Below are 24,336 nucleotides of genomic sequence, written 5' to 3'. Positions count from 1 at the left end.
GTCTCCGGCTGTTATCACAGCATTGGTCATCTAATCAGGAAAAAGCCTTTCGAATGAAAGGTGCCTTTGCCTAAGCTTTCTAAGATCATGTGTCAATTAGCTCAGGACGTTCGATATTAAAGCGATCAGGCTGAGTGTTTTCTTTCTTCTAAATAAAAAAGAATAAAAAGGTTGTTGTTGTAGTGAGGATGTGGGGAACTTGAAAATGACTGAGCGTCCACATCTTTATCCACTAGTGTGAAAAAAAATATGACAAAAGCAGTACGCTGGAAATTTCATAAGAGACTGATTATATTAGATTAAACGTACCAATAGCGGCTTGAAAAAACCAATAGAACGAGTCCCCGGCACTTTTACCCACAAACCAGATTCTTCCTTATCCTAAGTGGATAACAGGGATTAAGATTGGGATACCTCGCATAAGTTTCATGTTAGTCAGTAAGAGTTGCCCTTAACCCCAATCCGCCCCATCACGTGTGCACGTAGTAACCCACTGGGATATCCACATGACCGAACCAATTATTTTGGCGTCAACTTCTGAAATTCGCAGCAAAATGCTGAGAAATGCTGGTGTCGAACATAGTGTTACTCCAGCACGAATCGATGAAGATTTGATTAAACGCGCATTGGAAGCGGAAGATTCTCCGCCACGCGACATTGCAGATACGCTCGCTGAAATGAAAGCCCGTAAGGTTGCCGAGAAGGGACTGGGCGGGCTTGTGCTGGGGTGTGATCAGGTCTTGTCGTTTAAGGGAGTGGTTCTTTCTAAGCCAGAAACCCCGCAAGAAGCGCGCGAACAACTCGTAGCGTTGCGTGGTGAGCCGCATCAGTTGCTTTCCGCGGCGGTTATCTATGAAGACCTTAAACCAGTGTGGCGGCACGTTGGTGTCGCGCGTCTGGCTATGCGTGATTTTTCAGATGCATACTTAGATGAATATATAGACCGCAACTGGGATAGCATTCGCTGGTCCGTGGGCGGGTACAAAATAGAAGAAGAAGGCATTCGCCTATTTCGTATGGTACAAGGTGATACCTTTACCATTCAGGGGATGCCTTTATTGGAACTCTTGTCTTATCTCACTCTGCGCGGAACACTGCCAACATGACTGACCGAAAAATCCCACTCGCCGGCGTTCTTGGGAACCCTATTTCTCAATCCAGATCGCCACAGCTATTCCGTCATTGGCTAAAGACATATGACCGCCCGGGTTTCTATGTTCCTGTTCACGTGACGGAAGGGGATTTGGAAGAAGTTATCCGCGCAATGCCAAAAATGGGTTTTGTTGGTTGCAATGTTACTGCACCCCACAAAGTCGACGTACTTGAGATTGCCGACCTTGCGACGGATCGCGCGACGCTTATCGGCGCGGCGAATACGCTGATCTTTCGTAAAGATGGTAAGATCCATGCTGATAACACGGACGGGTACGGGTTTATCGCGAACCTTAAGCAAGGCGCACCCGGTTGGGCGCCATCTATTGGCCCAGCCGCTGTGTTGGGCGCGGGGGGGGCCGCGCGTGCGGTGATTGCATCGTTGATCGACGTGGGTGTGCAGGAAATCTACCTCAGCAACAGAACACGGCCCAAAGCCGAAGCGCTAAAGGCTGCTTTTGGAACTAAGGTTACTGTCGTTGATTGGGTGCAGGCCGGTAACATGCTTGAGGATGCGGCGACGGTCGTGAACACCACGTCGCTGGGTATGGAAGGGAAGCCTGATTTTCGCGTTCCCCTTGATGGGTTACGGCGTGGTACTGTCGTGACGGACCTTGTTTATAATCCACTAAAGACGCGGCTATTGGCGGAAGCCGAAGAAGCAGGGTGTGTCGTCGTGGACGGATTGGGGATGTTGCTGCATCAAGCTGTTCCTGGGTTTGAGCGTTGGTTTGGTGTGCGCCCCGAGGTGGACGTGGACACACGCGCAGCTGTTCTCGCATGACGTTTGTTCTTGGCCTTACGGGGTCCATCGGGATGGGCAAGTCTACGACTGCGCAAATGTTCGCGGATGAAGGCGTGTCCGTTTGGGATGCTGATGCGGTTGTCCGTGAGCTTTATGATGTTGGAGGTAAGGCCGCTGATATCGTCGCACAACATTATCCGGACGCGATGGAAAACGGTGCGGTTTCTCGTGAGAAGTTGCGCGGATTGATTGCGGATGATCCTGCCGTACTCGACCATCTTCAGAAGATCGTCCACCCACTTGTCGGCGCGAACAGGGCTGAATTCCTCGCGACCGCGGAAGCACCTGTCGTTTTGCTCGACATTCCGTTGTTGTTTGAAACAGGGACGGACAATCTTTGTGACGGAATCGCGGTGGTTTCAGTTTCTGCAGAAGAACAACGCGCACGTGTTCTTGAGCGCGGGGAAATGTCAGAAGCGGACTTTGAACTTATCCTTTCGCGGCAAATGCCGGACGCTGAAAAACGGGTGCGGGCGCGTTGGGTGATCTTGACGCAAACGCTGGACGCTGCCCGCCAATCCGTGAAAGATATTTTGGCTGAGATTGCTAAGGAACTGCCCGATGCGTGAGATCGTTCTTGATACAGAGACAACTGGTTTTGAGCCAGGTGAGGGGGATCGCATTGTTGAGATTGGTGCAATTGAACTGCACAATCATATGCCTACGGGCCGTACGTATCATCAGTACATCAACCCGAAACGATCGATGCCTGCAGGGGCGTTTGAGATTCATGGAATTGGTCCGGATCTTTTGGAACCACCGCTAGATCCGAAACCGGGTCAGGTGATCCTACGTGACAAACCCGTTTTCGCGGATATTGCCCAAGCGTTCGTTGATTTTGTTGGTGATGCGAAGCTCGTCATTCACAACGCTGCGTTTGATATGAAGTTTCTGAACGCTGAGTTAGGTTGGGTGAACCGGACTTTGCTACCGATGGATCAAGCGCTTGATACGCTTGCGATTGCACGTAAGAAATTCCCCGGCTCGCCTGCGTCTTTGGATGCACTGTGTCGTCGTTTCGGGATCGACAACTCAAACCGGACACTTCACGGCGCGTTGCTGGATAGTGAAATTCTGGCAGAGGTCTATTTGGAGCTGATTGGTGGGCGGCAGCCGGATTTGGTGATGGGTGGCCAGACCACTGCTAAGGCAAAGTCGGGTGGCACGGATTGGCGACCGCAGCCACGTCCGACACCGCTTGTGTCCAAAATAAAAGCGGCGGAGGCCGAAGCCCACGCCGCTTTCATTGATACGTTGGGCGATGATGCCCTTTGGAAAAAAACTTAAGCGTCAGCCGTTTTGCCCGCTTGCTGCTGTTGCGCACGAAGCGCGAGCTGCTGGCGGTAGATCGCCACGAAATCGATTTGCTCAAGGTTCAGCGGCGGGAAGCCACCGTCGCGTGTTACGTCGCTGACGATGCGGCGGATGAACGGGAATGTCATGCGTGGGCATTCGATCATCAGGTATGGGTGCATCTGCTGTTCAGGAACGCCTTCGATTTCGAACACGCCGGAGTATTCCAGCTCAAGCATGAAGAGGTTCTTGTCAGAGCCAGCGTTGGTTGAAGACACTTTCAGCTTGGTGATGACTTCGTACTGGTTTTCTGTGCCGCGTTTGCGGGCATCAAGGTTCACTTCAACTTTGATCTCCGGCTTTACTTCGCCGTCGACGCCTTTTTGCGCCATGACGTTTTCAAATGAAAGATCGCGAACAAACTGGGCAAGAATGCGCTGTTTAATCTGTGGTGCGGCTGCTGCTGCATCTGCTGCGCCGTTTGTTGGTGCTGTTTCTTCTTCGGCCATTTGGCCCTCCGGATTTCAATTAATTCACGCCCGTGTATCAGGCGCGGGTGGGGTCCTCAATGTTTAGTCCAGCCGGAAGGGCCGTCATTGGGTCGATTGTTTGGGTCAACTTCTTCGAATTCACCGTCAATGACGCGATCATTCTGGTTGGAACGGTGTGTTGGGTGACCATTCGGGCCCATTTGAAAGGACTGAACGTTCACGCGGCTGCGCATATAGTTGTAAAGGCCCGTGCGGACGCCAGGGATGAGCAACGCGAAGCCAACAAAGTCGGTAAAAAATCCAGGTGTCAGCAGCAACGCGCCCGAAAACAGGATCATCGCACCATGTGCGAGCGGTTCCGTCGGGTCTTGCAGGCTGGAAAAGGACGTTCGCAGGTCCAACATTGCGCGCGCGCCCTGACTGCGCACCATCCATGCGCCCAAGATCGCTGTTACGATCACAATCGCGAGGGTCCAACCGAGGCCGATTACACCGCCAACTTGGATAAAGAGCGTGATTTCAAGCAACGGGATGCCGATAAATAGCAAAAGCAACAGCATGGAACCTCCAATGGGCCAATGAATTATGTGGGCTAAGGTGGACTTGACCCTATACCAGCCCTACATAAGGTCGGTACCGCGATGTTACCACTTGTCTAGAAATAATCTCGAAAGAAACGCACATGAATTCGCCCGTTATCCAGCTTTTGGTCCTTGCAGGAATTGCGATCTTTTTGATCCTTCGTTTGCGGAGTGTATTGGGAACGCGTGAGGGTTTCGAAAAACCCAGAACGCAGAAACCAACGCCGAAACGTCGTACAGGGCCTGCACTTGAGGTGATTGACGGCGGGCCTGATCCTGACGTGACCGATTATGTTGATGCGGATAGCGACACCGGCAAGGCTTTGTCTGCGATGAAAGCTGCTGATCGGACTTTCAATGTCCGTGAATTCGTGCGCGGTGCACGTGGTGCGTATGAAATGATCCTGACCGGATTTGAGAAAGGTGAACTTGCGGAAATCAAACCGTTTCTGTCTGATGACGTTTATGAGGCCTTCGCAGGTGTTGTCGAAGCCCGCGAAAAAGATGGTCTGAGCGTAAATTTCACCTTTGTTGGAATTTCAGAGACGACGCTTGTCGGTGCCGAGTTTGATAACGCGACGAACGAAGGTGAGATTTCGGTGAAGTTCGTGAGCGAAAGCACTTCGGCAGTTTACGACAAGGGTGGCGATCTGAAAGAAGGATCGACCACCGACATCAAAAAGCAACGCGACATCTGGACGTTTGGCCGCACAATGGGCACCGGCGACCCCAACTGGTTCCTTGTCGCGACAGGCGAATGACGGTTCGGGCGGCGGCCGTTGGGCTGTCGCTGATCCTGCAAACATCCTTCGCGACAGAGGCGGCAATGGCCAATCCGACGTATCAACTTTTGCAATTTGACGAGCTGGAAGGCTGGGCGGAAGACGACCATCAGGCCGCGTTTGATGTGTTCTTGTCTACCTGCGGAGATATGCGTGACCCAGCGTGGGAGGCGATATGCGCTGTTGCGCATGAAGGTCACGAGGCGCGCGGGTTCTTTGAGCGGTTCTTTACGCCTGTTCTGATTGAGGACGGTAAGGATGCATTGTTCACAGGGTATTTTGAGCCTGAATTGCGTGGGTCGCGGACCCGTGGCGGGCCGTATCAGTATCCGCTTTATCGGCTTCCTAGCGGTGTTTCGTCACCTTGGCTTACGCGTCGCGAGATTGAGGAAACCGACGCGCTGAGCGGCAAGGGGCTTGAGATCGCGTGGATTGATGATCCCGTTGACGTGTTCTTTTTGCAGGTTCAAGGGTCGGGCCGTGTTGCGCTGGATACCGGTGGAGGAATTCGTGTCGGTTATGGTGGCGCGAACGGGCACGAGTATTCGTCAATCGGGCTAGAGCTGGTGCGCCGCGGAATTTACGAATCCCATCAGGTTTCGGCAGACGTAATCCGCAACTGGGTACGCAATAACGGCGAAGAGGGTCTTCAGCTATTGTGGGCGAATGACAGCTTTGTATTCTTCCGTGAGGTCAATGAAGTGCCCGCTAACATGGGCCCCCTTGGTGCGATGAATAGGTCGGTTACGACCATGCGCACCGTTGCGATTGATCCGACTTACATTCCCTATGGTGCGCCTGTCTGGATCGAAAAGCAGGGAGCAAATCCGCTTAACCGTTTGATGGTGGCCCAAGATACCGGGTCGGCAATTCGTGGGTCGCAACGAGCGGATATCTTTTTCGGTACGGGCGACGAGGCAGGACGACAAGCGGGCCGCGTTAAGGACGGCGGGCGGATGGTCGTGCTGATGCCAATTCAAAGCGCCTATGCCTTGCTTCCTGATGTGATCGAATGAAACGCCCACGGCATTTGTCGGCCGAGGAAAGGGCGTTATGGGATATGGTGGCCAAGCGGACAGAGCCGCTTGTGAAGCCGACGGAGAAATTGATCCGGTCGGCCCCCAAAAAGCCGAACCCAGACATCAGTTCTCCGAAACCTCGTGCAATTCCGTCGTTTAATATAGGCGATGCTGTGGATCACCGGTCCGACCATGATCTGCTCCCATCGCTTGGCCAGAAAATGCGCGCGGCACCCGTGCAAATGGATCAAAAGGCTTACGGGCGGTTGCGACGCGGAAAGCTGAAGCCAGAAGCGCGGATCGATCTGCACGGAATGACACTTGCACAGGCGCATCCTGCGTTGACGGGATTTATCTTACGATCGGCGAGCGCTGGGCATCGTCTGGTTCTGGTGATTACCGGTAAGGGAAAGCAGCGTGATGATGGCGGGCCGATCCCAACGCGGTTCGGGGTTCTACGCCATCAGGTTCCACAATGGCTGGCGATGGCACCGTTGGCTGGGTTGGTGATGCAAGTCACAGAAAGCCACATTCGCCACGGCGGGCAGGGCGCGTACTACGTCTATCTACGTCGCACCCGCTGAACGTTTCATAAGGGCGACCGGGTAGAGCAGGCATATCGCAGCAGTTGCGAAACATGCGGCATAGCCAAGCAATTGCGCTTCAAACCCAATACCGTTGTCGATTAGCCATCCACTTAGCCCCGGTCCGAGAGCGGACCCAAGCACCATAAGGGCGGTTGCGGATGCCTTGATCGAACCCAGATGTCGGGTGCCGTAGAACTCTGCCCAACAGGCGTTAAGGAGCGTTGCTTGGCCACCACCTGCCGCGCCCATCAGGATCATTGCGAGTGCGGTCCAGCCAAGGCTAGGTGCATACCAGTGCAGAACAAATGCAATGATGAACGGGATCAGGTAGAACGGCAGCAGCCGAACAGCGCCAATGCGATCCACGGCCCAACCGTAGATAATTGTCGATAAGAAAACTGTCGCTGTCCCCAGTGGGAACACCGCTACAAGCGCGAGGTGAGACCAGCCCTTGATCTCAGCGAAGTGCACTTGGTGAAACCAGAAGGCCGTTCCGAAACCTGAGAACGACATAACGGCAGGGGCCATTGCCCAGAACATCGGGTGCCGCAGGGCGTCCATTCTTGTCCAGTGTTTGTTGTACAATCCTGTTGAGTGATCGCTGGCCGACATAGACTGTGGCGTGCGTTCCAGCCGCAATAGGCGGTACAGAACCGGCATCATGGCAAGGCAGAAGGCGGCGCAGCCGAGCCAGATGAGATGCCACTCGACCATTGATTTCATCCAGACCATTAGCAGGGGCAATGTCGCTTCGGCGAACATGTAACCTATTGCGGCCACGGCGAGAGCGCGTCCGCGTGCGGCAACGAACCAGCGGGCCATTGCAACGGTCGCGACTTGGGTGGTCATACCTTGGCCGAAGAAGCGGAGGAAAAAGACTACGAGTGGAAGTAGAGCCGCGATCGGGTTCAGCGCCATCAACACGCAGGACAGACCAAGCAACAGGATCACGGTGATGCCCAATTGCCGGACGCGGAAACGGTCCGCCAATCCGCCAGCGAAGACCATTACGGCGGCGGACGCGCCTGTTCCGATCATGTAGATCAGGCCCCAGTCCCCGTTGCTGAGCCCGTATTGCGCACGGATTTCACCGCCGAAGATTGAGATAAAATAGGTTTGCCCGAAGCTGGACAGAAACGACAACAACGCGCCCGTCGCAAGGAACGGCGCGTTTTCGCGGATGAAACGGATGTATCCAGTGTCGCGGGTCATGCAGCTTTATTGGCCGGATGCCCGCGACAGGGAAGTGTTAAAGCACGTAACGGCTAATGTCGGTGGAACGGCTGAGTTCGCCAAGATGTTCTTCGACAAAGGCGGCGTTGACCTCAATGTCGTCGCCACCACGGTCGGGCGCGTTGAAGGACAGGTCCTCAAAAACGCGTTCCATGATTGTGTACAACCGTCGCGCGCCGATATTCTCAACGCTTTCGTTCACCTCGGCTGCGATACCGGCTAGGGCTTTGATGCCGTCTTCGCTGAAAGAAACGGTGACCTCTTCGGTTCCCATCAATGCGGTGTATTGGCGGGTCAGCGCGTTGTCGGTTTCTGTCAGGATGCGCACAAAGTCGCCTTCGGTCAGGGCGCGCAGTTCAACACGAATTGGAAGGCGGCCCTGCAATTCGGGCAACAAATCAGACGGCTTCGCGATGTGAAATGCGCCGGATGCGATGAACAGGATGTGGTCTGTTTTCACTGAACCGTGCTTTGTTGAAACAGTGGTGCCTTCAATCAATGGCAGCAAGTCGCGCTGCACACCTTCGCGGGACACGTCGGCGCCGCGTGCCTCGGAGTTGCGGCAGACTTTGTCGATCTCATCAAGGAAAACGATACCGTTTTGCTCAACAGCTTCGAGGGCGATTTTGGTGATGGTTTCGTCGTCTAGAAGTTTGTCCGCCTCATCCGCGATCAGCAAATCGTAGCTTTCGGAAACGGTGACGCGTTTCTTAACGGTGCGACCGCCAAAGGCCTTACCGAACATTGCGCCGAGGTCCATACCACCTGGCATCTGCCCAGGCTGGCCAGGGATTTCTATGCCGCCAAGCGGGCTGGAATTGTCGGTGAGTTCTAGTTCGATGATGGTATCGTCCAGCTCTCCGGTCTTGAGTTTCTTGCGGAACATATCGCGCGTGCCGCTACGCGCCTCTGCGCCAGCGATTGCGTCGATCACGCGGGCTTCGGCGGCTTCGTGGGCTTTTTGTTTTACGTCATCGCGCATGTAGTCGCGCGTTTCGACGATGGCAGCTTCGACCAGATCACGGATGATTTGTTCCACGTCACGACCAACGTAGCCGACCTCGGTAAACTTGGTGGCTTCGACTTTGATAAAGGGTGCGCGTGCGAGTTTTGCAAGGCGGCGGCTGATTTCGGTTTTGCCGACACCCGTTGGACCGATCATCAAGATGTTCTTTGGATAGACTTCATCGCGCAGATCATCGTCCAGATGTTTACGACGCCAGCGGTTGCGCAGGGCAACGGCAACTGCACGTTTTGCGTCGTTTTGGCCAATAATGTGTCGGTCTAATTCGGATACGATTTCGCGAGGGGTCAGGTCAGTCATGCTTGATGGTCTCCACGGTCAGATTTCCGTTTGTGTAAACGCAAATGTCGGCAGCAATCGCCATGGCGCGGCGAGCGATTTCTTCGGCTGAGAAATCCATATCCATCAGAGCGCGCCCAGCTGCGAGGGCATAGTTTCCGCCTGAGCCGATTGCCGTGACATCAAATTCAGGTTCAAGCACATCACCTGCGCCAGTGATCACGAACAGGTCTTTACCGTCTGTGACGATCAACATTGCCTCAAGCTTTTGCAGGTACTTGTCCGTACGCCAATCCTTGGCGAGCTCAACAGAAGCCCGGGCCAGCTGGCCCGGTGTGGCCTCAAGTTTCTTTTCCAGACGTTCAAGCAGAGTAAACGCATCCGCTGTGGAACCGGCAAATCCGCAAATTACATCGCTGCCACCAACCGTAAGGCGACGCACCTTTGTTGCGGTGCCTTTCATAACTGTCTGTCCGACAGACACCTGCCCGTCACCCGCGATGACCACTTCGTCACCTTTGCGTACACCGATAATTGTTGTCATGTCGTGTCCTTACGTTGCTTGGGAATTATATGGAGGCGCAATTGGCGTGACACAAGGTTCCATGCAAAAAGGGCGCCCCATTGGGACGCCCTTGAATTCGATTTCTTCAGCTTAGATGCTTTCTTCGATCCAACCCTGAAGTGCCGCTTTTGGTGCCGCGCCAGTTTTGTTGGAAACGACTTCGCCGCCTTTGAACAAGAACAATGCCGGAATGCCGCGCACGCCCATTTGGGCTGGGGAATTCGGGTTTTCGTCAACGTTTACTTTGACGATTTTCACTTTGCCGTCCATTTCAGCGGAAAGTTCTTCGAGCGCTGGACCGATTTGCTTACATGGGCCGCACCATTCAGCCCAGAAATCAACCACTACTGGGATGTCGGACTGACGAACTTCTGCGTCAAATGTGTCGTCTGTTACTGCTACGGTGGCCATCGGCTCTACTCCTTGATGGGTATGTATTTGCAACGGGAACGTATGGACGCACATGGGTATCGTCAAGGCGTGCTCACGGCTTCGAGAGCGGCATCCAGCATGTCGTCAGGTAATTCGGTGACGGTCCCCATTTTGGTCCACAAAAGAAGCGTGCGAATACGGTGGTTTGGATAAACGAGGCGCAGGGCATCGCGGTATGCGGCCATTTGGCGCGTGAGGCCTTCGGGTGTTTCATTTGGCGAAGACGGAACGATCCGGTTTGACTTGTAATCAACAGCGATAACTTCGGTTTCCGTTTCGATCAGCCTATCAATGATCCCAAACACGCGCCCGCCATCAATCGAAGGAAGAGTTGCCGAGATCGGAACCTCTGCCAGTCCCGACTCGAAAACCCAAGCGAGGTTCGGGGTTTCCAATGTCAGTAGTGCCTCGTCGATCAGGGCTTCAGCGTCGGGGATGAGGCCAGCGTCGGGATGGTTTCTCACCAAACGTTCGGCGATCAATCGTCTATGTTTAGGGTCTATCGGTGGTAAGAGCTCGAGCAGAATGTGAATTATTCGGCCCCATGCTAACGCTAAGTCAGATGCATCGGTATAGCTCTCGCCTTGCAAGATCTTTGAGCCACCGAGATCAGAAGGCGATAGTGTGGTTTGCTGTTTCGGCAATTCCGGCAGGTTGGCGTTGAACGTCGAATGAACGGGTGCATCAGTCACTGTTTCAGCATGAGTGATGAGAGGCCCAGCGTCCCAATCCCAGCGGCTAAACCGTTTTCCTGCACCTAGTTCAGTCAGATGATCGACAGCGTCCAACCCTTCGAGAGCCTCTGAGACTGTACCGTGCCAACTGTCTTGCGCTTCTTTGCCAACATCCCCCGCAGCCGCAACGATGAGCCAATTTTCCGCGCGGGTAAGCGCGACATAAAGCAGGCGGCGGCGTTCGCGGTCCTGTGCGTCTAGCATCTCATCCTGAACGTCACGCAGGACCTGCGGCATGACGTCTGACTTGGGTTTCCAGTACACGTTACCGTCGCTTGTCAGAAGATCACCACGTACTTCGCGTTTACGTTTGGTCGTGTCGGGGAGAATGACAATCGGCGCTTCAAGCCCTTTTGCGCCATGGACGGTCATAACGCGAATTCGATCACTCGCTGAATCCATCTGGCGTTTGACAGTCACGTCTTCTGTCTGAAGCCATGTGAGGAAACCTGTGAGACTGGGAACAGCGGATGACTCATATCCGAGCGCCTGCGATAGCAGCGCATCAATCCCGTCCTCTGCTTCGTGCCCAAGTCGAGCTAGGAGATTCCGACGTCCATTGTGGCGGACCAAAAGCCGATTGATGAGGTCATACGGCCGCAAAAAGTCCGCGTTGTTCCGTAAGTCGTTGAGCAAGTCCATCGTGGAGGCGTGCGCCCCAGTTTCGTCGTTCGATCTACGCAAAGCTTCCCATAGACTTTGCCCCTTAGGGCGGGGCTGTGCGAGATCGTAGAGCTGTTTTTCCGTCCACCCAAACAGAGGAGATTTCAGCGCTGCGGCTAACGATAGGTCGTCATCCTGCAAGGCGATAAACTGCAACAGAGCGGATACGTCTTTCACGGCGAGCTCACCGCCGAGTTTCAAACGATCCGCGCCGGCGATTTCAAGGCCGGCCGATTTGCAGGCGGAAATGATTTCGCTGAACAAATCTGAGCGCCGCTGCACGAGGATCAAAAAATCCCCCGGAGTGATTTTCCGGCGCGACCAGTCTGCCGCGCCCTTTTCTTTGACGGGGAGCGTTTCAGTCGCAATCATTCGTTTGATCTCAGATGCGATCTGGGCGGCCAAAACTACTTTGTGGTTGGTGCGGCCTTTCAGGTCTACGGGGTCATCCCATTCCCGTTCTTCGGGTTTGTCAGTTGGTTCAACAACTGGCCAGATATCCACGCGCCCAGGCATGTCATCTTTGAAAGCGAGGTGTTTAATGTGATCGCCGAGCCCTTCGGCCATGTCTCCTTCGAACGTTTTATCAACAAGTTGCAACACTGCTGAAGACGACCGAAATGAGTAAAGCAATTCGCGGTCTTGCAGTTTCTTTTCAACTTTCGCCAACTCGCCATCGAAGTGATCGCGCATTCGGTCAAAACCCTCAGGGTCGGCGCCTTGGAAAGAATAGATCGACTGCTTTTTGTCCCCCACAACAAACACAGTACGTTCGCGATCGGGGTGCGCACCGACCCCCGTGGAGAATTCTTGCGTTAGCAGGCGAACGATGTCCCATTGATCGGGCGAGGTGTCTTGGGCTTCGTCCACAAGGACATGATCAACCCCGCCGTCAAGGCGAAACAGAACCCATTGCGCGACGTCCGCATCATCAAGAAGTGTCTTGGCTTTTCCGATCAAGTCATCAAAATCGAGAGCGGCACGCTGTGCTTTCTTGGCCTCGTATTCGCGGACAAAAGGCGTGGCGAAGGCGAAGAGGGCGCGGGTTTTCTCGAGCGCGTCAACGCTGTTCAGGTAGTCAAAGGCAGCGGCAGTTCTATCCATCCATGCGTGTACATCGTCGATGATATGGGCGACTGCCTCAACGGATGACTTGTGGTTTGACTGGGGCCAGTTGCGCGATTTGCTCGACTTATCTGCATAAAGGAGTAGTGGGGCAACGGCGTGTAGCGTGTCGAGATTTGGAGATGACAGGTCGATTGCCTTCAATTTTGCGGCGACCGTTTGATAGCTTTTGGTGGCGTCCTTACAGGCATCAACGAGGTCATCGACCAGATCCACTTCGCCGCCGATGAACGCGATTGCTGCTGCGTCTTGTCGGGTGGCGCCAATGGGAAGGTTGAACGCTTTGGCCAATTCGTTCTGGTCAGTGTCTTTCAGGAACGTAGCCTTACGCCCTGTGATTGCGGCAAGGAAACTACCGATCTCTGCGCCGGTGTAGTGGCGAGCCAATCCAGCCAATACATCGGCGTGATCACCTGTTGCCATTTCATCAAGGACCTCTTCGCGAAGAAGTTGGGCGGTGCGGTCTTCCATTTCTTTGAACTGGGGGCTGACTTCGGCCTCCAATGGGAAGCGCCGTAGAACGCCAGCACAAAACGAGTGGATCGTTTGAATTTTCAAGCCACCTGGTGTTTCGATAGCGCTGGCGAACAAAGTGCGAGCGTTGCTGAGATAATCGTTATCAATAAGCGCGTCTGTCCCTAGCTCGCGCAACTGTTCGCGAAGGTCGGCCTTTGGCATCATTGCCCATTCACCCAACCGCTGGAACAAACGGTTCTGCATCTCTGACGCGGCTGCCTTTGTGTAAGTCAGGCAAAGGACGTTTTCGGGCCGTGTCCCGGCGAGCAATAGACGCGCTACGCGGTCGGTTAGAACGCGGGTTTTACCGGACCCAGCGTTGGCGGATAGCCACGTGGATTGGGTTGGGTCTGCAGCCTCGATTTGACGGGCCGTTGCGTCGTTTGGCTTCATGACAAATCCTGCGGTGCTGCGTCGTGTGTTTCGTCCCATTCGCCATAGCGAGCGAGGTGGTCATAGGTGCCTTCAAACGCCAAAGTTTCGTTCGCGCTGCGAGATGTGTAACCCTTTCCTGGGTCCATCCATTTTGCAATCAGCCCTTCAAATCGCGACCAAGTCTCTTCGGTTGGCTCATCTTTAAGTGGGGCGGGTTGATCCCTTAGATCGCTTCCCAACCCGATATAAACAGCCGCCTGCGTGCGGACGCGCCCGATGGCCTTGAACGCGCCACGTTCAACCATCGCGGCCTCAAGTAGCAGTTGTTTGTCGAAGTGTTTTTGTTGAGCCGCACTCGGCGCTTTACCGGTTTTGTAATCATAGATCAGCGCTTCGCCATCATCTGACATATCAATGCGGTCTGCCGTACCGGTGAGCTTGAACGGAAGGTTTGTCAGCGCAAGTTCACCGTACATTTCAGTGTCGATATTCTTTGAAAAGGCACGTCGTTTTGCTTCCTCTGCCAAGAAGTGCGGAGCAAATGAGACGATACGCGCAAACCAAAGCGCCCGTACGGCGGGCCATGGGCATAAGTCGGCAAGGGTTTCGGCTGCGATCGAAAGAAGCGCGCCTTTTGCATCTACGTCTGCGGGATCAATGTCTGCCTTCACAAAGGTCTCAAGGATCTTATGGACAATCGTTCCGCGCAATGGTGCATCCGGTGTGTGAGCCAGTGAATCCAGCGCGTTTAAACCTAAGACTTTACGCGCATAGATCGCGTATGGATCGCGGATCAGCGTTTTGATCTGCGTGACCGAAAGCTGCTGAGGGCGGGCATCTGTTGGTGGGCAAGGGGATGGGCGTGGTGCGGGTTCGATTTGCTTTGTTGGTGCGGCGATGCTGGCAGCCAGTGAGAGCCAATGACGACCACGCTCGCGCATTGCGTTAAGACATTCAGGACCGCCTTCCAAACCACCCAATAGGTTTGTCAGACGGTTGACCCATCTACTTGGAACAGTCTCTGCCTCGTCGGACCGCACTGAACGGCTTAGGACAACTTCACTTGCGCACACAGCTTGCTGATAGTCATGTGCGCTCAATCCGATGCGGCGCTCCGGAAGCAGTAACCCGGCTTGCTTTCGCATAGGTCGGTTAAGCCACGGATCAGGCGTAGGTGCTTCGGGCCAAGTTCCTTCATTGAGACCCGCAAGGATAACCAGTTCGGCGGATTGAACACGGGCTTCCAGTGTACCCCAGATGAGGACTTGGGGATGTCCAGCATCGCGGTCGCGTACCTCGGCAGCGGACAGGATGTTGTTCACAAGGCGCCGGTATTCCCGCGCCGACATTTCACCGCCCGCATCTGCATGGGACTGTAATTCGGTCATAACACGCAACGCTTCGCGACCCGCTGCCTTTTTCCAAAGCTCACCCGAGCCATCGGTGTTTGGTCCGCCTGCAAGACGCGTCGCCACATCGATGTGGCGCGCGATATGGTCAGCCAGTGATTTCGGAGCATCGTCGTTGAGGTTAACTAAAACTGAGGCGATCCAGCCCACCCAATCTAACGTTTCGCCGGGTTTTTCCTGCGCCCAAGATGTCAGGCTTTCGGCGGTTGGAAATGGGGGGCCGTATCGACGAAGGTGGAGTTCCAACGCATTGGTGCGAAATGCATGATCACCGCGGTCGGGTCGATCTGAGTGGCTAAGTGGGTGGCGCAATAAAACAAGGAGTTGTTCGGCATCTAACGGCTCGCAAAACAGATCCGCAATGTGGCGCAAGAACCGACCGGGTGCGGTTAGCTGTAGGGGCAGGCCGGCACTGTCATCGGGAACAATGCCCCAACGATCCAACGCTGCGGTCACTTGTCGTGTTAGCACCCGGTCGGGTGAGATGAGTGCTGCGGTTTTATTGTCCTCAACGGCTTGGCGCATCCGGACAGCGATTGCATCTGCTTCGGCACGCGGCGTCGCGGCCTCGATCATTGTGATGCCTTCGGTGGCTTGAACAAGATCACCTAGATCGGGTCCATCGTTGATCCACTGATGGGTCACAGGCGCTGGGCGAAGTGAGAGGGAAATAAGTTGGGTTCGCGCAGTGTTTATCCGAGCGTTTGCGCCCCAAGAACCAATGTTAGACGGATGAATATTGAGGGCATCGCAGAAGGCTTTGAAGCGGTACTGCGGATGATCTTCAGCACCTGATTTTTGCTCCATCTTATCCCAAACGCTTGCGGGCATATCGTTGTCTAGGCCGGGTAGAATAATCGCGCCTTGGGATAGTGTGGCGACGGCTTGCATGAACAACGAAGTCGCCCCGCGTGAGCCCGTTGATCCCGCGACGATAATTGGATGCGAAGGTGGGTTTTCAGCCCAACGATCAATAAGGGCTTCAACGACACTGCGTTGACGGCCCTCGCTGTCAAGTTGGCCGTCTTCAAAGAAGGGTTGCACCAACTTGATGAAAGACAACGCGCGATCCCAATGCCCGGATTGATCAGAAACATCGAGGTTGGCGATCGTTTCTGGCAGAACGCCTTCGCCTTGCATTTCATTCATGAGGGCAACAAGACTTTCGGCAAGATCAATCGCAGAGTCTTGCGAAGCTAAGGTGGGGTCAGCCTCTAACAAACCTTTCACCAACTGTGCAACTTCAAGTCGTCGTCGGAGCGGGGAAATCGCGGGGGGGAGGCTTTGTTCAATGTTGTCCTGCGCCAAATCCGTAACAAGCCGGATACGCGGCAACAGCAGTGCGCCGCCCGCATGAAACAAAGCGGTCAGACGCCTCTGCATGCGTCGTGTATTTACGTAGATTTCGACGCGGGCGACATCGGTTGGCGACATGGTTTCGAAGTACTGGCGTAAACCATCATGAAGAGCGGTTGAAAAATCCTGCCCTAAGGGAACACCGAAAACTCGTGGACCATCATTCGGATCAAACATTGTTGTTTCCTGCAAGCATCGTTTCTGCGATCGGAATGCTGTCTGGGCGGCCAACGTCGCACCATTGCCCGTCATAGACTGTGCCGTACATTTTTCCGTTTGCGAGCATACCGTCCCACAGGGTCCACATTGAGAACGCGTTTTCGGAAACCGCCGCGAGGCCATCCGTGCAAATGATCTGAACGCCGGAATAGACATAGTCGCTACCGCGGGACAAACGTCCTTTGTCATCAATATCAAAGTCGCCGGAACCAGTGTGACCAACGGCTTGCTCCGTTGGAATCATCAGCAGAAGGGCATCCATTTTTTCTGGTCGCCATGCGTTCTTTAAGGGCCGGATAGGGTTGGCGCCGCGCCAAACAGCGTCGGTGTTCATTGTGAAAACCGGATTGCTATCAAGGAGAGGAAGGGCGCGTTTTAACCCCCCGCCGGTCTCTAACAGTTGATCGGATTCGTCCGAAACGAGGACGTCGGTACCTTCGAGATGTTCGTAGATCTGGTCGGCGAAATAATGGGCATTCACAACCGCTTTCATGCCCTCACACTGCGCCAAAGCATGATCAAGCAGAGGCTTTCCGGCAACTTCAACAAGTGGCTTTGGGCGCGTGTTTGTCAGCGGCGACATGCGCGTTCCAAGACCGGCGGCGAACAGAAGAATTGTGGAAGGATGTTCAGGCACGGCTATTTCTCCACCGGACTAAATGCCCGTTCTATGAGTAGAGCTAGGTCTGACAAACCAGCATCTGCTAGGTCTGTTTGTAGGTGCACCCAAACGCGCGGGATGAGGTCCAAGTATGTTATTTTCCTGTCCTGTTTCGCGAGCTTGTTAAAGATACCTAAAATCCGCAAATTGCGCTGGATCGCCATTACATGGAATGCGCGCTTGAACTTGGAGGCATCATGTTTGTTTCCAGCGAGTTGGGAGATCAACGGGATCAATAAATCAGAGCTAACGTCGCGGCGAGCATCACGAAGGAGCGAAGCGAGGTCGTATGTAGGATGCGTGATGAAAGCATCTTGGAAATCAAGAAGGCCAACGCGGTTCACACCGGTTTCCTTCGAGCGCCAAATCAAATTCTCAGCATGAAAATCCCGTAGCGAAAGGGCAGATGGGTTCGGATCTACTTCTGCGAGCAGCGCGTGAATTTTGGTTGTGATGTCTGCTTTAAGGTCACGGCTATGATCCTTCGCAGCCCATTCAAAAGCCAGATCAATCATTTCGGTGCCGATGTCGGGCGTCATTCGTGTGAGACCTGATGGTGGAGGCGACGTTTGAAGGGTTTTCAGAACATCAACAGCTGATGCGTATAGCTTGGTTTCGTCATCTGGAGAGGCGCGAAGATGTGTTGCGAAGTCGGCTTGGCCGAGGTCGGTAAGCATCATCAATCCATCGGGTTCATTCCACGCAAGGATTTCGGGGGCCGCGAGAGAAAGATTGCTAAGGTGCGCTGCGATCTCAACAAAACGGAATTGCCTGCCACAGGTTTTGAGCGGTGCATCCATTAGAATAACTGACTGATCATCTGGGCCGAAAATCCGCTCATACCGCCGTGCGGATGCATCGCCAGCTAGTGGCGTACGTTTCCAGTTGGCCCACTTAGTTGTGGCTAACCATTCTTGAACCAATTCACTACGCATGCTCATTCGTCTCTGCCAGCCTTTTACTCCAGTTTTCGCCATATGTGAGCGTAGCGAGATGGCAATCGGGTTTGACGGTCAGCTCAATATCCATTGCGGTTTCTGGAGCCAGATCTTCTAGTATTTCGGGCCACTCGATCAGGCAGATTTGATCAATCATCGCGTCGATTAGGCCAAGCTCAACCGCTTCTTGCGTGTCTCCAAGACGATAGAGATCTGCGTGCCAAATCTCCCAGTTCTCGAATTCATAGGATTGAACGAGGGTGAATGTCGGGGATGGAACTTCGGTATCAGGACCGAGAAGCGATCGAATAAATGCGCGCGCTAGCGCCGACTTACCAGCTCCGATTTGGCCACGTAGCAAAAAGCAATCACCTGCCTGCGCATATTTCGCAAGTGTTTCCCCGAGTTGGGTTGTGTCATCTTCAGATGAAAGTCGTAAAGTAGTTGTCGAACGCACCATGCGGCAACATTAAGCCGCGCTAAATTGCCTGCAAGGTTAATCAGACGGACAGTGAGCGTTGGGGCTCAAATTCCGGTGTTTCGACAACTCTTGAGGCTGAGTCTACTTTTTCCGCGAGGGTAAACGTGACCTGATGGTTCCCGTCCGGCAAAGGATTGTACTGGCAACTGATCTCAATATGACTGTCTAACCAAACGGAGCCGCACCAGGAGGCCTCTGTTCTTCCTAGGCTGATGGCGTCGTGTAGCTTAACCCATACAGGCGACGGCGCCGTTGCTTCTTGCCAATTTGCAGACTCTTCCGAAAAGTCGCGACTGTTGATTACGCCCTCCATTTCGGTTCCCCATAGAGACCGGTAGGCCGTGTTCGCCATGACCATAATTCCAGAGGGTGAAAACACGCATACAGCGGCCTCCAAATTGTTGATTACGGCATAGCCCAAGTCAATTTGTGAGCGGAATTTGCGCGTCAGTGATACTTCGTCGCTGATGTCTTCTAAGAGGAATGCGATTGCGCCGTTCGGATGCGGCTTTCCGGTTACTCGAAATGTCTGCCCGTTCGGGACCGCCCAAGTTTCTTGATAGCTTCCTTGTGCAGCAGCCGACTCCAATGCCGCCATGTGGTTTCGCCAAGATGAATAGTTTTTCGGCTCAGGCATCATTCGGTTGTCGCGTAGCCGATCAAGAAACGAAAACAAGGTTGGACGAGCGATCAGGAAATCAGCTGGTAGATGGCTAAGATCGCCGAGAGCGGGATTGAAAAGCACAAGGCGGCGATCTGCGTCAAAGATCGCGAGCCCCACAGAAAGGTGAGCGAACGTTTTCGTAAGTGTTTGAACGAAATCCCGCTGGGCGTCTTTTGCTGAGACAACAGCAGTTGCATCAACCGCGAAATGGATTGTTTCGCTGCCGCGCCTTAAGCTCGTAACCTCAAACCAGATCGGTTTTTCCTGTGGGTCGGGATTGACGCAATGCATATCGATTACAGGTGCATGTCCTGAGGGCCTCGCGACATTGTCGAATACGGCGCGAGGGGGCCAAGGAAGCGCCGCGTCCGATGCCACGGGAAAGAGAAACTCTGAGAGCTCAATGTATGATTTGTTTGCCCAAGTCATGACGCCTTGGGTGTCTTGTTTCCATATTAGCTGAGGAGAAGCCTCACCGATGCTTCGCAACGTCTCAAGTTCGTTTTCGATCGCGTTTGCGGTGAGCGGGTCAATCGTATCATCCGGATGATCTTCATGTTGCACCAATTTAATTCGCGCTAACCCATTCCAATATTCAGCTTCGAGCCAGCTTTGATGGTCATCGACGGGCCTTATCGCCTTCTTTCCGATATCTGCTAGGTCTGAGAGTTGGGACCGTAGTTCAGGGAAGCGGGCGGAGAGGAGAGAAAGAAATGCCTCCCAATGGGTCTGATTGGCCCCCCGATGTTCCAGCAGACTGCGTGCCAGTGGGGAAGCGTCAACGAGTATTTCGTCATCAAAGAGAAAGGTAATGGTGTCTTCCGCACCAAGCATCAGCGTGCGCGCTGTCGCGACTGATTTTCTGTTGGTTCGAATCCAAAACGTTATCATTCCCACAGCACAAAAAGTGCCCGTTAGAACGGCACCTAGAACACCAAGAAAACCAAGCTGAGCCATCTCACATCTCCGACTATGCGAAGGACAAGATGGTTCAATTTAGTTAACCGCCCGTTAAGTGGTTACGTGATCAGAGTATTGTCTCCTAACGCGCCGCGCGCCGTTACTTTTGAAGCTTCAATGCTACTTCGAGGCCAATTCACAGTGACGATTGCTCCGCGGCCCATTTTTGGTTTTGCTTGCGAGGGGCCGTTTACGAAACTTAACGTTGCACCGGATCGTTCAAGCAGAGTCTTGGCGATGAACATGCCTAGGCCCATTCCTTCATATCCGGGCCGCTTCGCATTCGTTTCTTCTGTCCGTCGCCGCCGTACGAAGGGTTCACCAATTCTGTGAAGTACGGAACTCGGAAACCCCGGGCCATCGTCGCCGATGTCTACGGTGATGAATTCGTCTGTCCAGCTAATCGCGACTAGAACTGTGCTCTGGGAAAAATCTACAGCGTTCTGAACAAAATTCCGGATGCCGTGAATGATTTCTGGATGCCTAAAAATGTCAGGTTGGCGTTGATTGCCTTCCGCTGGCGTCTGGATCTTGACCTGAACCAATTTGCCGCGGTGAAGGTGTGGTTCGCAGGCCTCTTGAATAACTGTTTCGATTGGCGCTTGGCGTAACAATTGGTCTTCTTTTCCTGCCCGTCCCATTGATCGTAAAATGTCACGACATCGGTCTGCTTGTTCGCGTATCAGAAGTGCGTCTTCCTTTAGCTCTTCGTTATCGCCAAGTTCATCCAGTAGCTCGCTACTAACGAGTTTGATCGTGGCGAGGGGCGTTCCAAGTTCATGCGCGGCTGCAGCGACAACACCGCCCAAATCGGTAAGCTTCTGTTCGCGCGCCAAAGCCATTTGGGTTGCGACAAGTGCCTCGCTCATCGAAAGCGTTTCTTGGGTGACCTGACGCGCGTAAATCCCGACAAAGATGACGCCAATCACAAGCGAAACCCAAAAGCCGAACACGAATAGATCAGGTAGCATCAAAGGGAACCCAGACGCTGTCATGATTGGCAGGCTCGTGAAGCGCAATAACGTTACGATTGCGAGAGTGGTAGCGCCTAGTATTAGCGTACTACGCAGAGGGAGGAGCGTAGACGCGATTGTTACGGGAGCGAGGAGTAAAAGGGCGAACGGATTACTTAACCCGCCGGTAAGAAACAACAACAGCCCGAGCTGGGCGAGATCAAAACCGATCATCAGGTTCGCCTCATTCTCTGACAGGCGGCGATTCTCGGGGTAAATAAAGTATGAGACGACGTTCAGAAGAACGGAAAGGCCGATAACGACGGCGATAAAGCCCGTTTCAAGGTCCAGTCGGAAAACGAATATTGCAGCCAAGACCGCTGCGACTTGCCCCAAAACAGCAATCCATCGAATTGAGGCCAAAGTTCGAACGCGCACCCAGTTGCTGCGGTTCTGATTCTGAAACACGTCGTTTTCTATCTGCGCCATAATGACCGGTATCTCGATTGTGACTTACGCTTTTCTCATGGTGCACATACTTAGAGGGCAATCGCGACCAAAAATATGGATGCTAATATGTCTAAAACCTACGCTATCGCCGCCGGTGCCGTTGTTGTTGCCCTTTTGGGGGGCACATTTGCTGCCACGCAGTTTGGCAAAAGCGATGATATTTTCGCCCAATGTCGAGCAAGCCAGTCAGGTGGCGGCGCCATCGGCGGCCCGTTTGAGTTGGTGGATGAAAATGGTGTGACCGTAACCAACGAGGATGTCATTACAGGCCCGACTGTGATCTATTTTGGCTACACTTTCTGTCCTGATGTCTGTCCGCTCGACAACATGAGAAATGCGCAAGCTATTGAAATATTGGATGAACACGGCGTTGAGGTGACACCTGTCTTTATCTCAATCGACCCGGAACGCGACACGGTTGATGTGGTTCGTGAGTTTACAGACAATTTCCACGATCGGATGATTGGCCTTACCGGATCACCTGAACAAGTCAGAGCGGCATCGCAGGCGTATCGTACTTACTACGCCAAGCAAGAAGCCGACGATGAGTATTATCTCGTTGACCACACAACCATGTCCTACCTCGTGTTTCCTGAGCATGGATTTCAGGAATTTTACCGCCGTGATGTGACGCCCGAGCAAATGGCCGAGAGTCTCAGCTGTTTCGTTGAGGCCGCGAGTTAACCAGACTGTTTGACCGTAACCCTAACCAGCGATAGGTCTAAGGGGGATAGAACAAGAGATGGTATATGGATCTGGAACCAATCGGAGAAGATGCGTCCCTATTGTTGGTTGACGATGACGAACCATTTTTGCGCCGTCTCGCCAAGGCAATGGAGAAGCGTGGGTTCTCAGTTGAAACTGCGGATAGCGTCGTTGCGGGTAAAGCAATCGCGACAGCGCGCCCACCAGCTTATGCCGTTGTGGATCTGCGCCTTGAAGATGGCACTGGTCTTGATGTCGTCGAGACCATACGCGAGCACCGCCCTGAGGCGCGGATTGTTGTCTTAACGGGGTATGGGGCGATTGCTACGGCTGTCGCAGCGGTAAAGATTGGTGCGACAGATTACTTATCTAAGCCAGCGGATGCGACCGACGTTATGAATGCCCTGTTGGCGAATGGTGCTGAGCTTCCGCCGCCGCCAGAAAACCCAATGAGTGCGGATCGGGTTCGCTGGGAACATATTCAGCGGGTATACGAACTGTGTGACCGGAATGTCTCTGAGACCGCGCGACGCCTGAACATGCACCGCCGAACGTTGCAGCGAATTCTGGCGAAACGCAGCCCGCGATAGGGGCAGAATCTCGATATGGGTCCGGTATTGCTCGGGTATGGGTTTGGTATTGCTGAGACCCCGTTTTTGCGATCAAAGCTCAAACCGTTTAATTATCTTATCGACCACCTTGCCTGATTTGCGAGTTAGCGCGGCTTTGTCGAGCTCAAAATCTTCGAACCCCATTTTGGAGTAAAAGGCCAAAGCGCCGGTGTTGTCTTCGGTGATTTTGGCGAGGATGGCATTACCACCACGTGCGCGGCAGTCGGCCTTGGTTTTGGCCATGAGCGCCGCGCCTGCGCCGCGGATTGGGTTGTTGCGGTCAGTGAAGGTTCCGACGGAATATAGACCCTGTTCCACCTCAAATGCGGCTTGGAAGCCGATGACCGTGCTTTCATGCAGCACCACGTTAGTGACGGGCGGTTCATTGCAGTAGTGATCGAGGAAGTAGGCTTCGGTATATGGTTCCTCATAGGCCGTTGTGCCTCCAGCGGCGATGATCGGGTTCAGGATGGCGACGCATGCAGGGACATCAGCGGCAGTCATTTTTCGGGTTTCAAAGGTCATAATTGGGCCAATAATTCGTTGTGTCGGGCGGTGAAGTCTCGGCGCACTTCAAGTGGAGCGCGAAGACGAATTTGGACGAGTTCGGCCAAGTTAGGGTCTGGCTTTCCAAAAAACTTGTCTGCCTCGGATCGAGTAAAACCTGCGATCTGGATGGCTTCCATCCATGCGCTTATCTTGTCGGCCTTCTTTATCTGTTTTTTGATCGCGACAGGTACTTGGGCGGGAAGACCAAAGCGGATGTGGATCGCGGCCATAAGACGGTCATCGAGGGTCTCGTAACCGGGGCCAACGGCGGCTTTCACCGGGCTAATCATGTCGCCGATGACGTATTCCGGCGCGTCGTGCAGCAAGGCTGCTAATTGCCATTTAACGGGTGTCTTGGGGTTCATTGCTGCAAAGATTTGTTCAACCAACAGGGAATGTTCTGCGACAGAGTAAGCGTAATCACCCATTGTTTGCCCGTTCCAACGGGCAACGAACGCAAGCCCATGCGCGATATCTTCGATTTCGACGTCCATCGGTGTCGGGTCAAGCAGGTCAAGGCGACGGCCAGATAGCATGCGCTGCCATGCGCGGGGTTGTTTCATCTAAGGCACTCCGAGTTAGATGGTGACCCTACGGCGCGCAAGCTTTGATTGTCGAGGCCCCTTGGTGGTGTTAAGGGGGCGGCAATTAAGTTTGTAAGGAG

The 24,336-nt window shown here is 53.7% G+C and carries 24 protein-coding genes; 9 read left to right on the top strand and 15 right to left on the bottom strand.

The features are described from left to right. Nucleotides 1-506 precede the first annotated feature (506 nt). From OCA8868_RS12000 to dnaQ, 4 genes are read left to right on the top strand one after another with little or no spacing between them, the layout of a single operon-like run. Nucleotides 507-1,106, top strand: a complete 600-nt coding sequence (locus OCA8868_RS12000; protein WP_093996833.1) for a Maf family protein — start codon at nucleotides 507-509, stop codon at nucleotides 1,104-1,106. After that, nucleotides 1,103-1,936 (top strand): shikimate dehydrogenase, encoded by an 834-nt coding sequence (locus tag OCA8868_RS11995; RefSeq protein ID WP_093996832.1) that lies wholly within the window; start codon nucleotides 1,103-1,105, stop codon nucleotides 1,934-1,936. The genes OCA8868_RS12000 and OCA8868_RS11995 overlap by 4 nt, the downstream gene beginning before the upstream one ends. After that, nucleotides 1,933-2,526 (top strand): dephospho-CoA kinase, encoded by a 594-nt coding sequence (gene coaE / locus OCA8868_RS11990; protein WP_093996831.1) that lies wholly within the window; start codon nucleotides 1,933-1,935, stop codon nucleotides 2,524-2,526. Before OCA8868_RS11995 ends, coaE begins: the two co-directional genes overlap by 4 nt. Continuing rightward, complete coding sequence (gene dnaQ / locus OCA8868_RS11985; RefSeq protein ID WP_093996830.1) at nucleotides 2,519-3,244, top strand: DNA polymerase III subunit epsilon; 726 nt, start codon at nucleotides 2,519-2,521, stop codon at nucleotides 3,242-3,244. Before coaE ends, dnaQ begins: the two co-directional genes overlap by 8 nt. Here the strand turns inward: dnaQ and secB are convergent. After that, entirely contained in the window at nucleotides 3,241-3,759 is a 519-nt protein-coding gene (gene secB, locus OCA8868_RS11980; protein ID WP_093996829.1) for a protein-export chaperone SecB, read from the bottom strand. The two genes, dnaQ and secB, sit on opposite strands and share 4 nt — an antisense overlap. A gap of 56 nt (nucleotides 3,760-3,815) precedes the next feature. Next, on the bottom strand, nucleotides 3,816-4,301 hold the full coding sequence (locus OCA8868_RS11975; protein WP_093996828.1) for an FxsA family protein: 486 nt from the start codon (nucleotides 4,299-4,301) through the stop codon (nucleotides 3,816-3,818). Nucleotides 4,302-4,423: 122 nt separating this feature from the next. On the opposite strand from OCA8868_RS11975, the gene OCA8868_RS11970 reads away from it, so the two are divergent. Genes OCA8868_RS11970 through OCA8868_RS11960 form a run of 3 tightly spaced genes read left to right on the top strand, consistent with a single transcriptional unit; the run spans nucleotide 4,424 to nucleotide 6,707 of the window. After that, complete coding sequence (locus tag OCA8868_RS11970) at nucleotides 4,424-5,083, top strand: Tim44/TimA family putative adaptor protein (protein WP_093996827.1); 660 nt, start codon at nucleotides 4,424-4,426, stop codon at nucleotides 5,081-5,083. Beyond that, nucleotides 5,080-6,120, top strand: coding sequence for a murein transglycosylase A (gene mltA, locus OCA8868_RS11965; RefSeq protein WP_503121333.1), 1,041 nt, complete (start codon nucleotides 5,080-5,082; stop codon nucleotides 6,118-6,120). Before OCA8868_RS11970 ends, mltA begins: the two co-directional genes overlap by 4 nt. Then, complete coding sequence (locus tag OCA8868_RS11960) at nucleotides 6,117-6,707, top strand: Smr/MutS family protein (protein WP_093996826.1); 591 nt, start codon at nucleotides 6,117-6,119, stop codon at nucleotides 6,705-6,707. Before mltA ends, OCA8868_RS11960 begins: the two co-directional genes overlap by 4 nt. On the opposite strand, the gene OCA8868_RS11955 is transcribed toward OCA8868_RS11960, so the two are convergent. From OCA8868_RS11955 to regB, 11 genes are all read right to left on the bottom strand, one after another. Beyond that, nucleotides 6,690-7,922: an MFS transporter gene (locus OCA8868_RS11955; protein WP_093996825.1), complete on the bottom strand. Its 1,233-nt coding sequence runs from the start codon at nucleotides 7,920-7,922 to the stop codon at nucleotides 6,690-6,692. The two genes, OCA8868_RS11960 and OCA8868_RS11955, sit on opposite strands and share 18 nt — an antisense overlap. Before the next feature lie 37 nt (nucleotides 7,923-7,959). Next, nucleotides 7,960-9,267: an ATP-dependent protease ATPase subunit HslU gene (gene hslU, locus OCA8868_RS11950; RefSeq protein ID WP_093996824.1), complete on the bottom strand. Its 1,308-nt coding sequence runs from the start codon at nucleotides 9,265-9,267 to the stop codon at nucleotides 7,960-7,962. Then, entirely contained in the window at nucleotides 9,260-9,790 is a 531-nt protein-coding gene (hslV, locus tag OCA8868_RS11945; RefSeq protein ID WP_093996823.1) for an ATP-dependent protease subunit HslV, read from the bottom strand. The genes hslU and hslV overlap by 8 nt, the downstream gene beginning before the upstream one ends. Nucleotides 9,791-9,901: 111 nt before the next feature. Beyond that, nucleotides 9,902-10,222, bottom strand: coding sequence for a thioredoxin (gene trxA, locus OCA8868_RS11940; RefSeq protein WP_093996822.1), 321 nt, complete (start codon nucleotides 10,220-10,222; stop codon nucleotides 9,902-9,904). A 62-nt stretch (nucleotides 10,223-10,284) separates the two neighbouring features. Beyond that, a complete protein-coding gene (gene addA / locus OCA8868_RS11935; protein WP_093996821.1) occupies nucleotides 10,285-13,674 on the bottom strand; it encodes a double-strand break repair helicase AddA in 3,390 nt (1,129 codons plus the stop codon). Next, nucleotides 13,671-16,598: a double-strand break repair protein AddB gene (gene addB, locus OCA8868_RS11930; protein ID WP_093996820.1), complete on the bottom strand. Its 2,928-nt coding sequence runs from the start codon at nucleotides 16,596-16,598 to the stop codon at nucleotides 13,671-13,673. Before addB ends, addA begins: the two co-directional genes overlap by 4 nt. Further along, nucleotides 16,591-17,277, bottom strand: a complete 687-nt coding sequence (locus tag OCA8868_RS11925; RefSeq protein ID WP_281253625.1) for a nucleotidyltransferase family protein — start codon at nucleotides 17,275-17,277, stop codon at nucleotides 16,591-16,593. The genes addB and OCA8868_RS11925 overlap by 8 nt, the downstream gene beginning before the upstream one ends. A 2-nt stretch (nucleotides 17,278-17,279) precedes the next feature. Next, on the bottom strand, nucleotides 17,280-18,242 hold the full coding sequence (locus tag OCA8868_RS11920) for an aminoglycoside phosphotransferase family protein (protein ID WP_245848226.1): 963 nt from the start codon (nucleotides 18,240-18,242) through the stop codon (nucleotides 17,280-17,282). Then, complete coding sequence (tsaE, locus tag OCA8868_RS11915) at nucleotides 18,229-18,699, bottom strand: tRNA (adenosine(37)-N6)-threonylcarbamoyltransferase complex ATPase subunit type 1 TsaE (protein ID WP_093996819.1); 471 nt, start codon at nucleotides 18,697-18,699, stop codon at nucleotides 18,229-18,231. The genes OCA8868_RS11920 and tsaE overlap by 14 nt, the downstream gene beginning before the upstream one ends. A 40-nt stretch (nucleotides 18,700-18,739) precedes the next feature. Beyond that, complete coding sequence (locus OCA8868_RS11910; RefSeq protein WP_093996818.1) at nucleotides 18,740-20,341, bottom strand: PAS-domain containing protein; 1,602 nt, start codon at nucleotides 20,339-20,341, stop codon at nucleotides 18,740-18,742. A gap of 62 nt (nucleotides 20,342-20,403) precedes the next feature. Then, nucleotides 20,404-21,786 carry a sensor histidine kinase RegB gene (gene regB, locus OCA8868_RS11905; RefSeq protein ID WP_093996817.1) on the bottom strand — a complete coding sequence of 461 codons (1,383 nt, stop codon included), beginning with the start codon at nucleotides 21,784-21,786 and terminating at the stop codon, nucleotides 20,404-20,406. Between the two features lie 87 nt (nucleotides 21,787-21,873). On the opposite strand from regB, the gene OCA8868_RS11900 reads away from it, so the two are divergent. Continuing rightward, a complete protein-coding gene (locus tag OCA8868_RS11900) occupies nucleotides 21,874-22,491 on the top strand; it encodes an SCO family protein (RefSeq protein WP_093996816.1) in 618 nt (205 codons plus the stop codon). 65 nt (nucleotides 22,492-22,556) lie between these two features. Continuing rightward, entirely contained in the window at nucleotides 22,557-23,102 is a 546-nt protein-coding gene (locus tag OCA8868_RS11895; protein ID WP_093996815.1) for an ActR/PrrA/RegA family redox response regulator transcription factor, read from the top strand. A gap of 72 nt (nucleotides 23,103-23,174) precedes the next feature. Here the strand turns inward: OCA8868_RS11895 and OCA8868_RS11890 are convergent, their stop codons facing one another. Both OCA8868_RS11890 and OCA8868_RS11885 read right to left on the bottom strand, forming a co-directional pair. Then, nucleotides 23,175-23,648 (bottom strand): GNAT family N-acetyltransferase, encoded by a 474-nt coding sequence (locus OCA8868_RS11890; RefSeq protein ID WP_093996814.1) that lies wholly within the window; start codon nucleotides 23,646-23,648, stop codon nucleotides 23,175-23,177. Then, nucleotides 23,645-24,235: an HD domain-containing protein gene (locus tag OCA8868_RS11885; RefSeq protein ID WP_093996813.1), complete on the bottom strand. Its 591-nt coding sequence runs from the start codon at nucleotides 24,233-24,235 to the stop codon at nucleotides 23,645-23,647. Before OCA8868_RS11885 ends, OCA8868_RS11890 begins: the two co-directional genes overlap by 4 nt. Nucleotides 24,236-24,336: the final 101 nt, after the last annotated feature.

Origin of the sequence: Octadecabacter ascidiaceicola (assembly GCF_900185015.1) — a bacterium.
Lineage (GTDB): Bacteria > Pseudomonadota > Alphaproteobacteria > Rhodobacterales > Rhodobacteraceae > Octadecabacter > Octadecabacter ascidiaceicola.
This window is presented reverse-complemented; position numbering and strand designations above follow the sequence as displayed.

What these genes read in the sequence shown, in the direction of transcription:
- regB (WP_093996817.1), bottom strand. Translation starts at nt 21,786, where the DNA reads ATGGCGCAGATAGAAAACGACGTGTTTCAGAATCAGAACCGCAGCAAC.
- addA (WP_093996821.1), bottom strand. Translation starts at nt 13,674, where the DNA reads ATGAAGCCAAACGACGCAACGGCCCGTCAAATCGAGGCTGCAGACCCA.
- OCA8868_RS11920 (WP_245848226.1), bottom strand. Translation starts at nt 18,242, where the DNA reads ATGAGCATGCGTAGTGAATTGGTTCAAGAATGGTTAGCCACAACTAAG.
- OCA8868_RS11955 (WP_093996825.1), bottom strand. Translation starts at nt 7,922, where the DNA reads ATGACCCGCGACACTGGATACATCCGTTTCATCCGCGAAAACGCGCCG.
- mltA (WP_503121333.1), top strand. Translation starts at nt 5,080, where the DNA reads ATGACGGTTCGGGCGGCGGCCGTTGGGCTGTCGCTGATCCTGCAAACA.
- addB (WP_093996820.1), bottom strand. Translation starts at nt 16,598, where the DNA reads ATGTTTGATCCGAATGATGGTCCACGAGTTTTCGGTGTTCCCTTAGGG.
- tsaE (WP_093996819.1), bottom strand. Translation starts at nt 18,699, where the DNA reads ATGGTGCGTTCGACAACTACTTTACGACTTTCATCTGAAGATGACACA.
- secB (WP_093996829.1), bottom strand. Translation starts at nt 3,759, where the DNA reads ATGGCCGAAGAAGAAACAGCACCAACAAACGGCGCAGCAGATGCAGCA.
- OCA8868_RS11995 (WP_093996832.1), top strand. Translation starts at nt 1,103, where the DNA reads ATGACTGACCGAAAAATCCCACTCGCCGGCGTTCTTGGGAACCCTATT.
- OCA8868_RS11895 (WP_093996815.1), top strand. Translation starts at nt 22,557, where the DNA reads ATGGATCTGGAACCAATCGGAGAAGATGCGTCCCTATTGTTGGTTGAC.
- OCA8868_RS11960 (WP_093996826.1), top strand. Translation starts at nt 6,117, where the DNA reads ATGAAACGCCCACGGCATTTGTCGGCCGAGGAAAGGGCGTTATGGGAT.
- OCA8868_RS12000 (WP_093996833.1), top strand. Translation starts at nt 507, where the DNA reads ATGACCGAACCAATTATTTTGGCGTCAACTTCTGAAATTCGCAGCAAA.
- OCA8868_RS11975 (WP_093996828.1), bottom strand. Translation starts at nt 4,301, where the DNA reads ATGCTGTTGCTTTTGCTATTTATCGGCATCCCGTTGCTTGAAATCACG.
- OCA8868_RS11970 (WP_093996827.1), top strand. Translation starts at nt 4,424, where the DNA reads ATGAATTCGCCCGTTATCCAGCTTTTGGTCCTTGCAGGAATTGCGATC.
- trxA (WP_093996822.1), bottom strand. Translation starts at nt 10,222, where the DNA reads ATGGCCACCGTAGCAGTAACAGACGACACATTTGACGCAGAAGTTCGT.
- hslU (WP_093996824.1), bottom strand. Translation starts at nt 9,267, where the DNA reads ATGACTGACCTGACCCCTCGCGAAATCGTATCCGAATTAGACCGACAC.
- hslV (WP_093996823.1), bottom strand. Translation starts at nt 9,790, where the DNA reads ATGACAACAATTATCGGTGTACGCAAAGGTGACGAAGTGGTCATCGCG.
- OCA8868_RS11885 (WP_093996813.1), bottom strand. Translation starts at nt 24,235, where the DNA reads ATGAAACAACCCCGCGCATGGCAGCGCATGCTATCTGGCCGTCGCCTT.
- dnaQ (WP_093996830.1), top strand. Translation starts at nt 2,519, where the DNA reads ATGCGTGAGATCGTTCTTGATACAGAGACAACTGGTTTTGAGCCAGGT.
- OCA8868_RS11890 (WP_093996814.1), bottom strand. Translation starts at nt 23,648, where the DNA reads ATGACCTTTGAAACCCGAAAAATGACTGCCGCTGATGTCCCTGCATGC.
- OCA8868_RS11900 (WP_093996816.1), top strand. Translation starts at nt 21,874, where the DNA reads ATGTCTAAAACCTACGCTATCGCCGCCGGTGCCGTTGTTGTTGCCCTT.
- OCA8868_RS11910 (WP_093996818.1), bottom strand. Translation starts at nt 20,341, where the DNA reads ATGGCTCAGCTTGGTTTTCTTGGTGTTCTAGGTGCCGTTCTAACGGGC.
- coaE (WP_093996831.1), top strand. Translation starts at nt 1,933, where the DNA reads ATGACGTTTGTTCTTGGCCTTACGGGGTCCATCGGGATGGGCAAGTCT.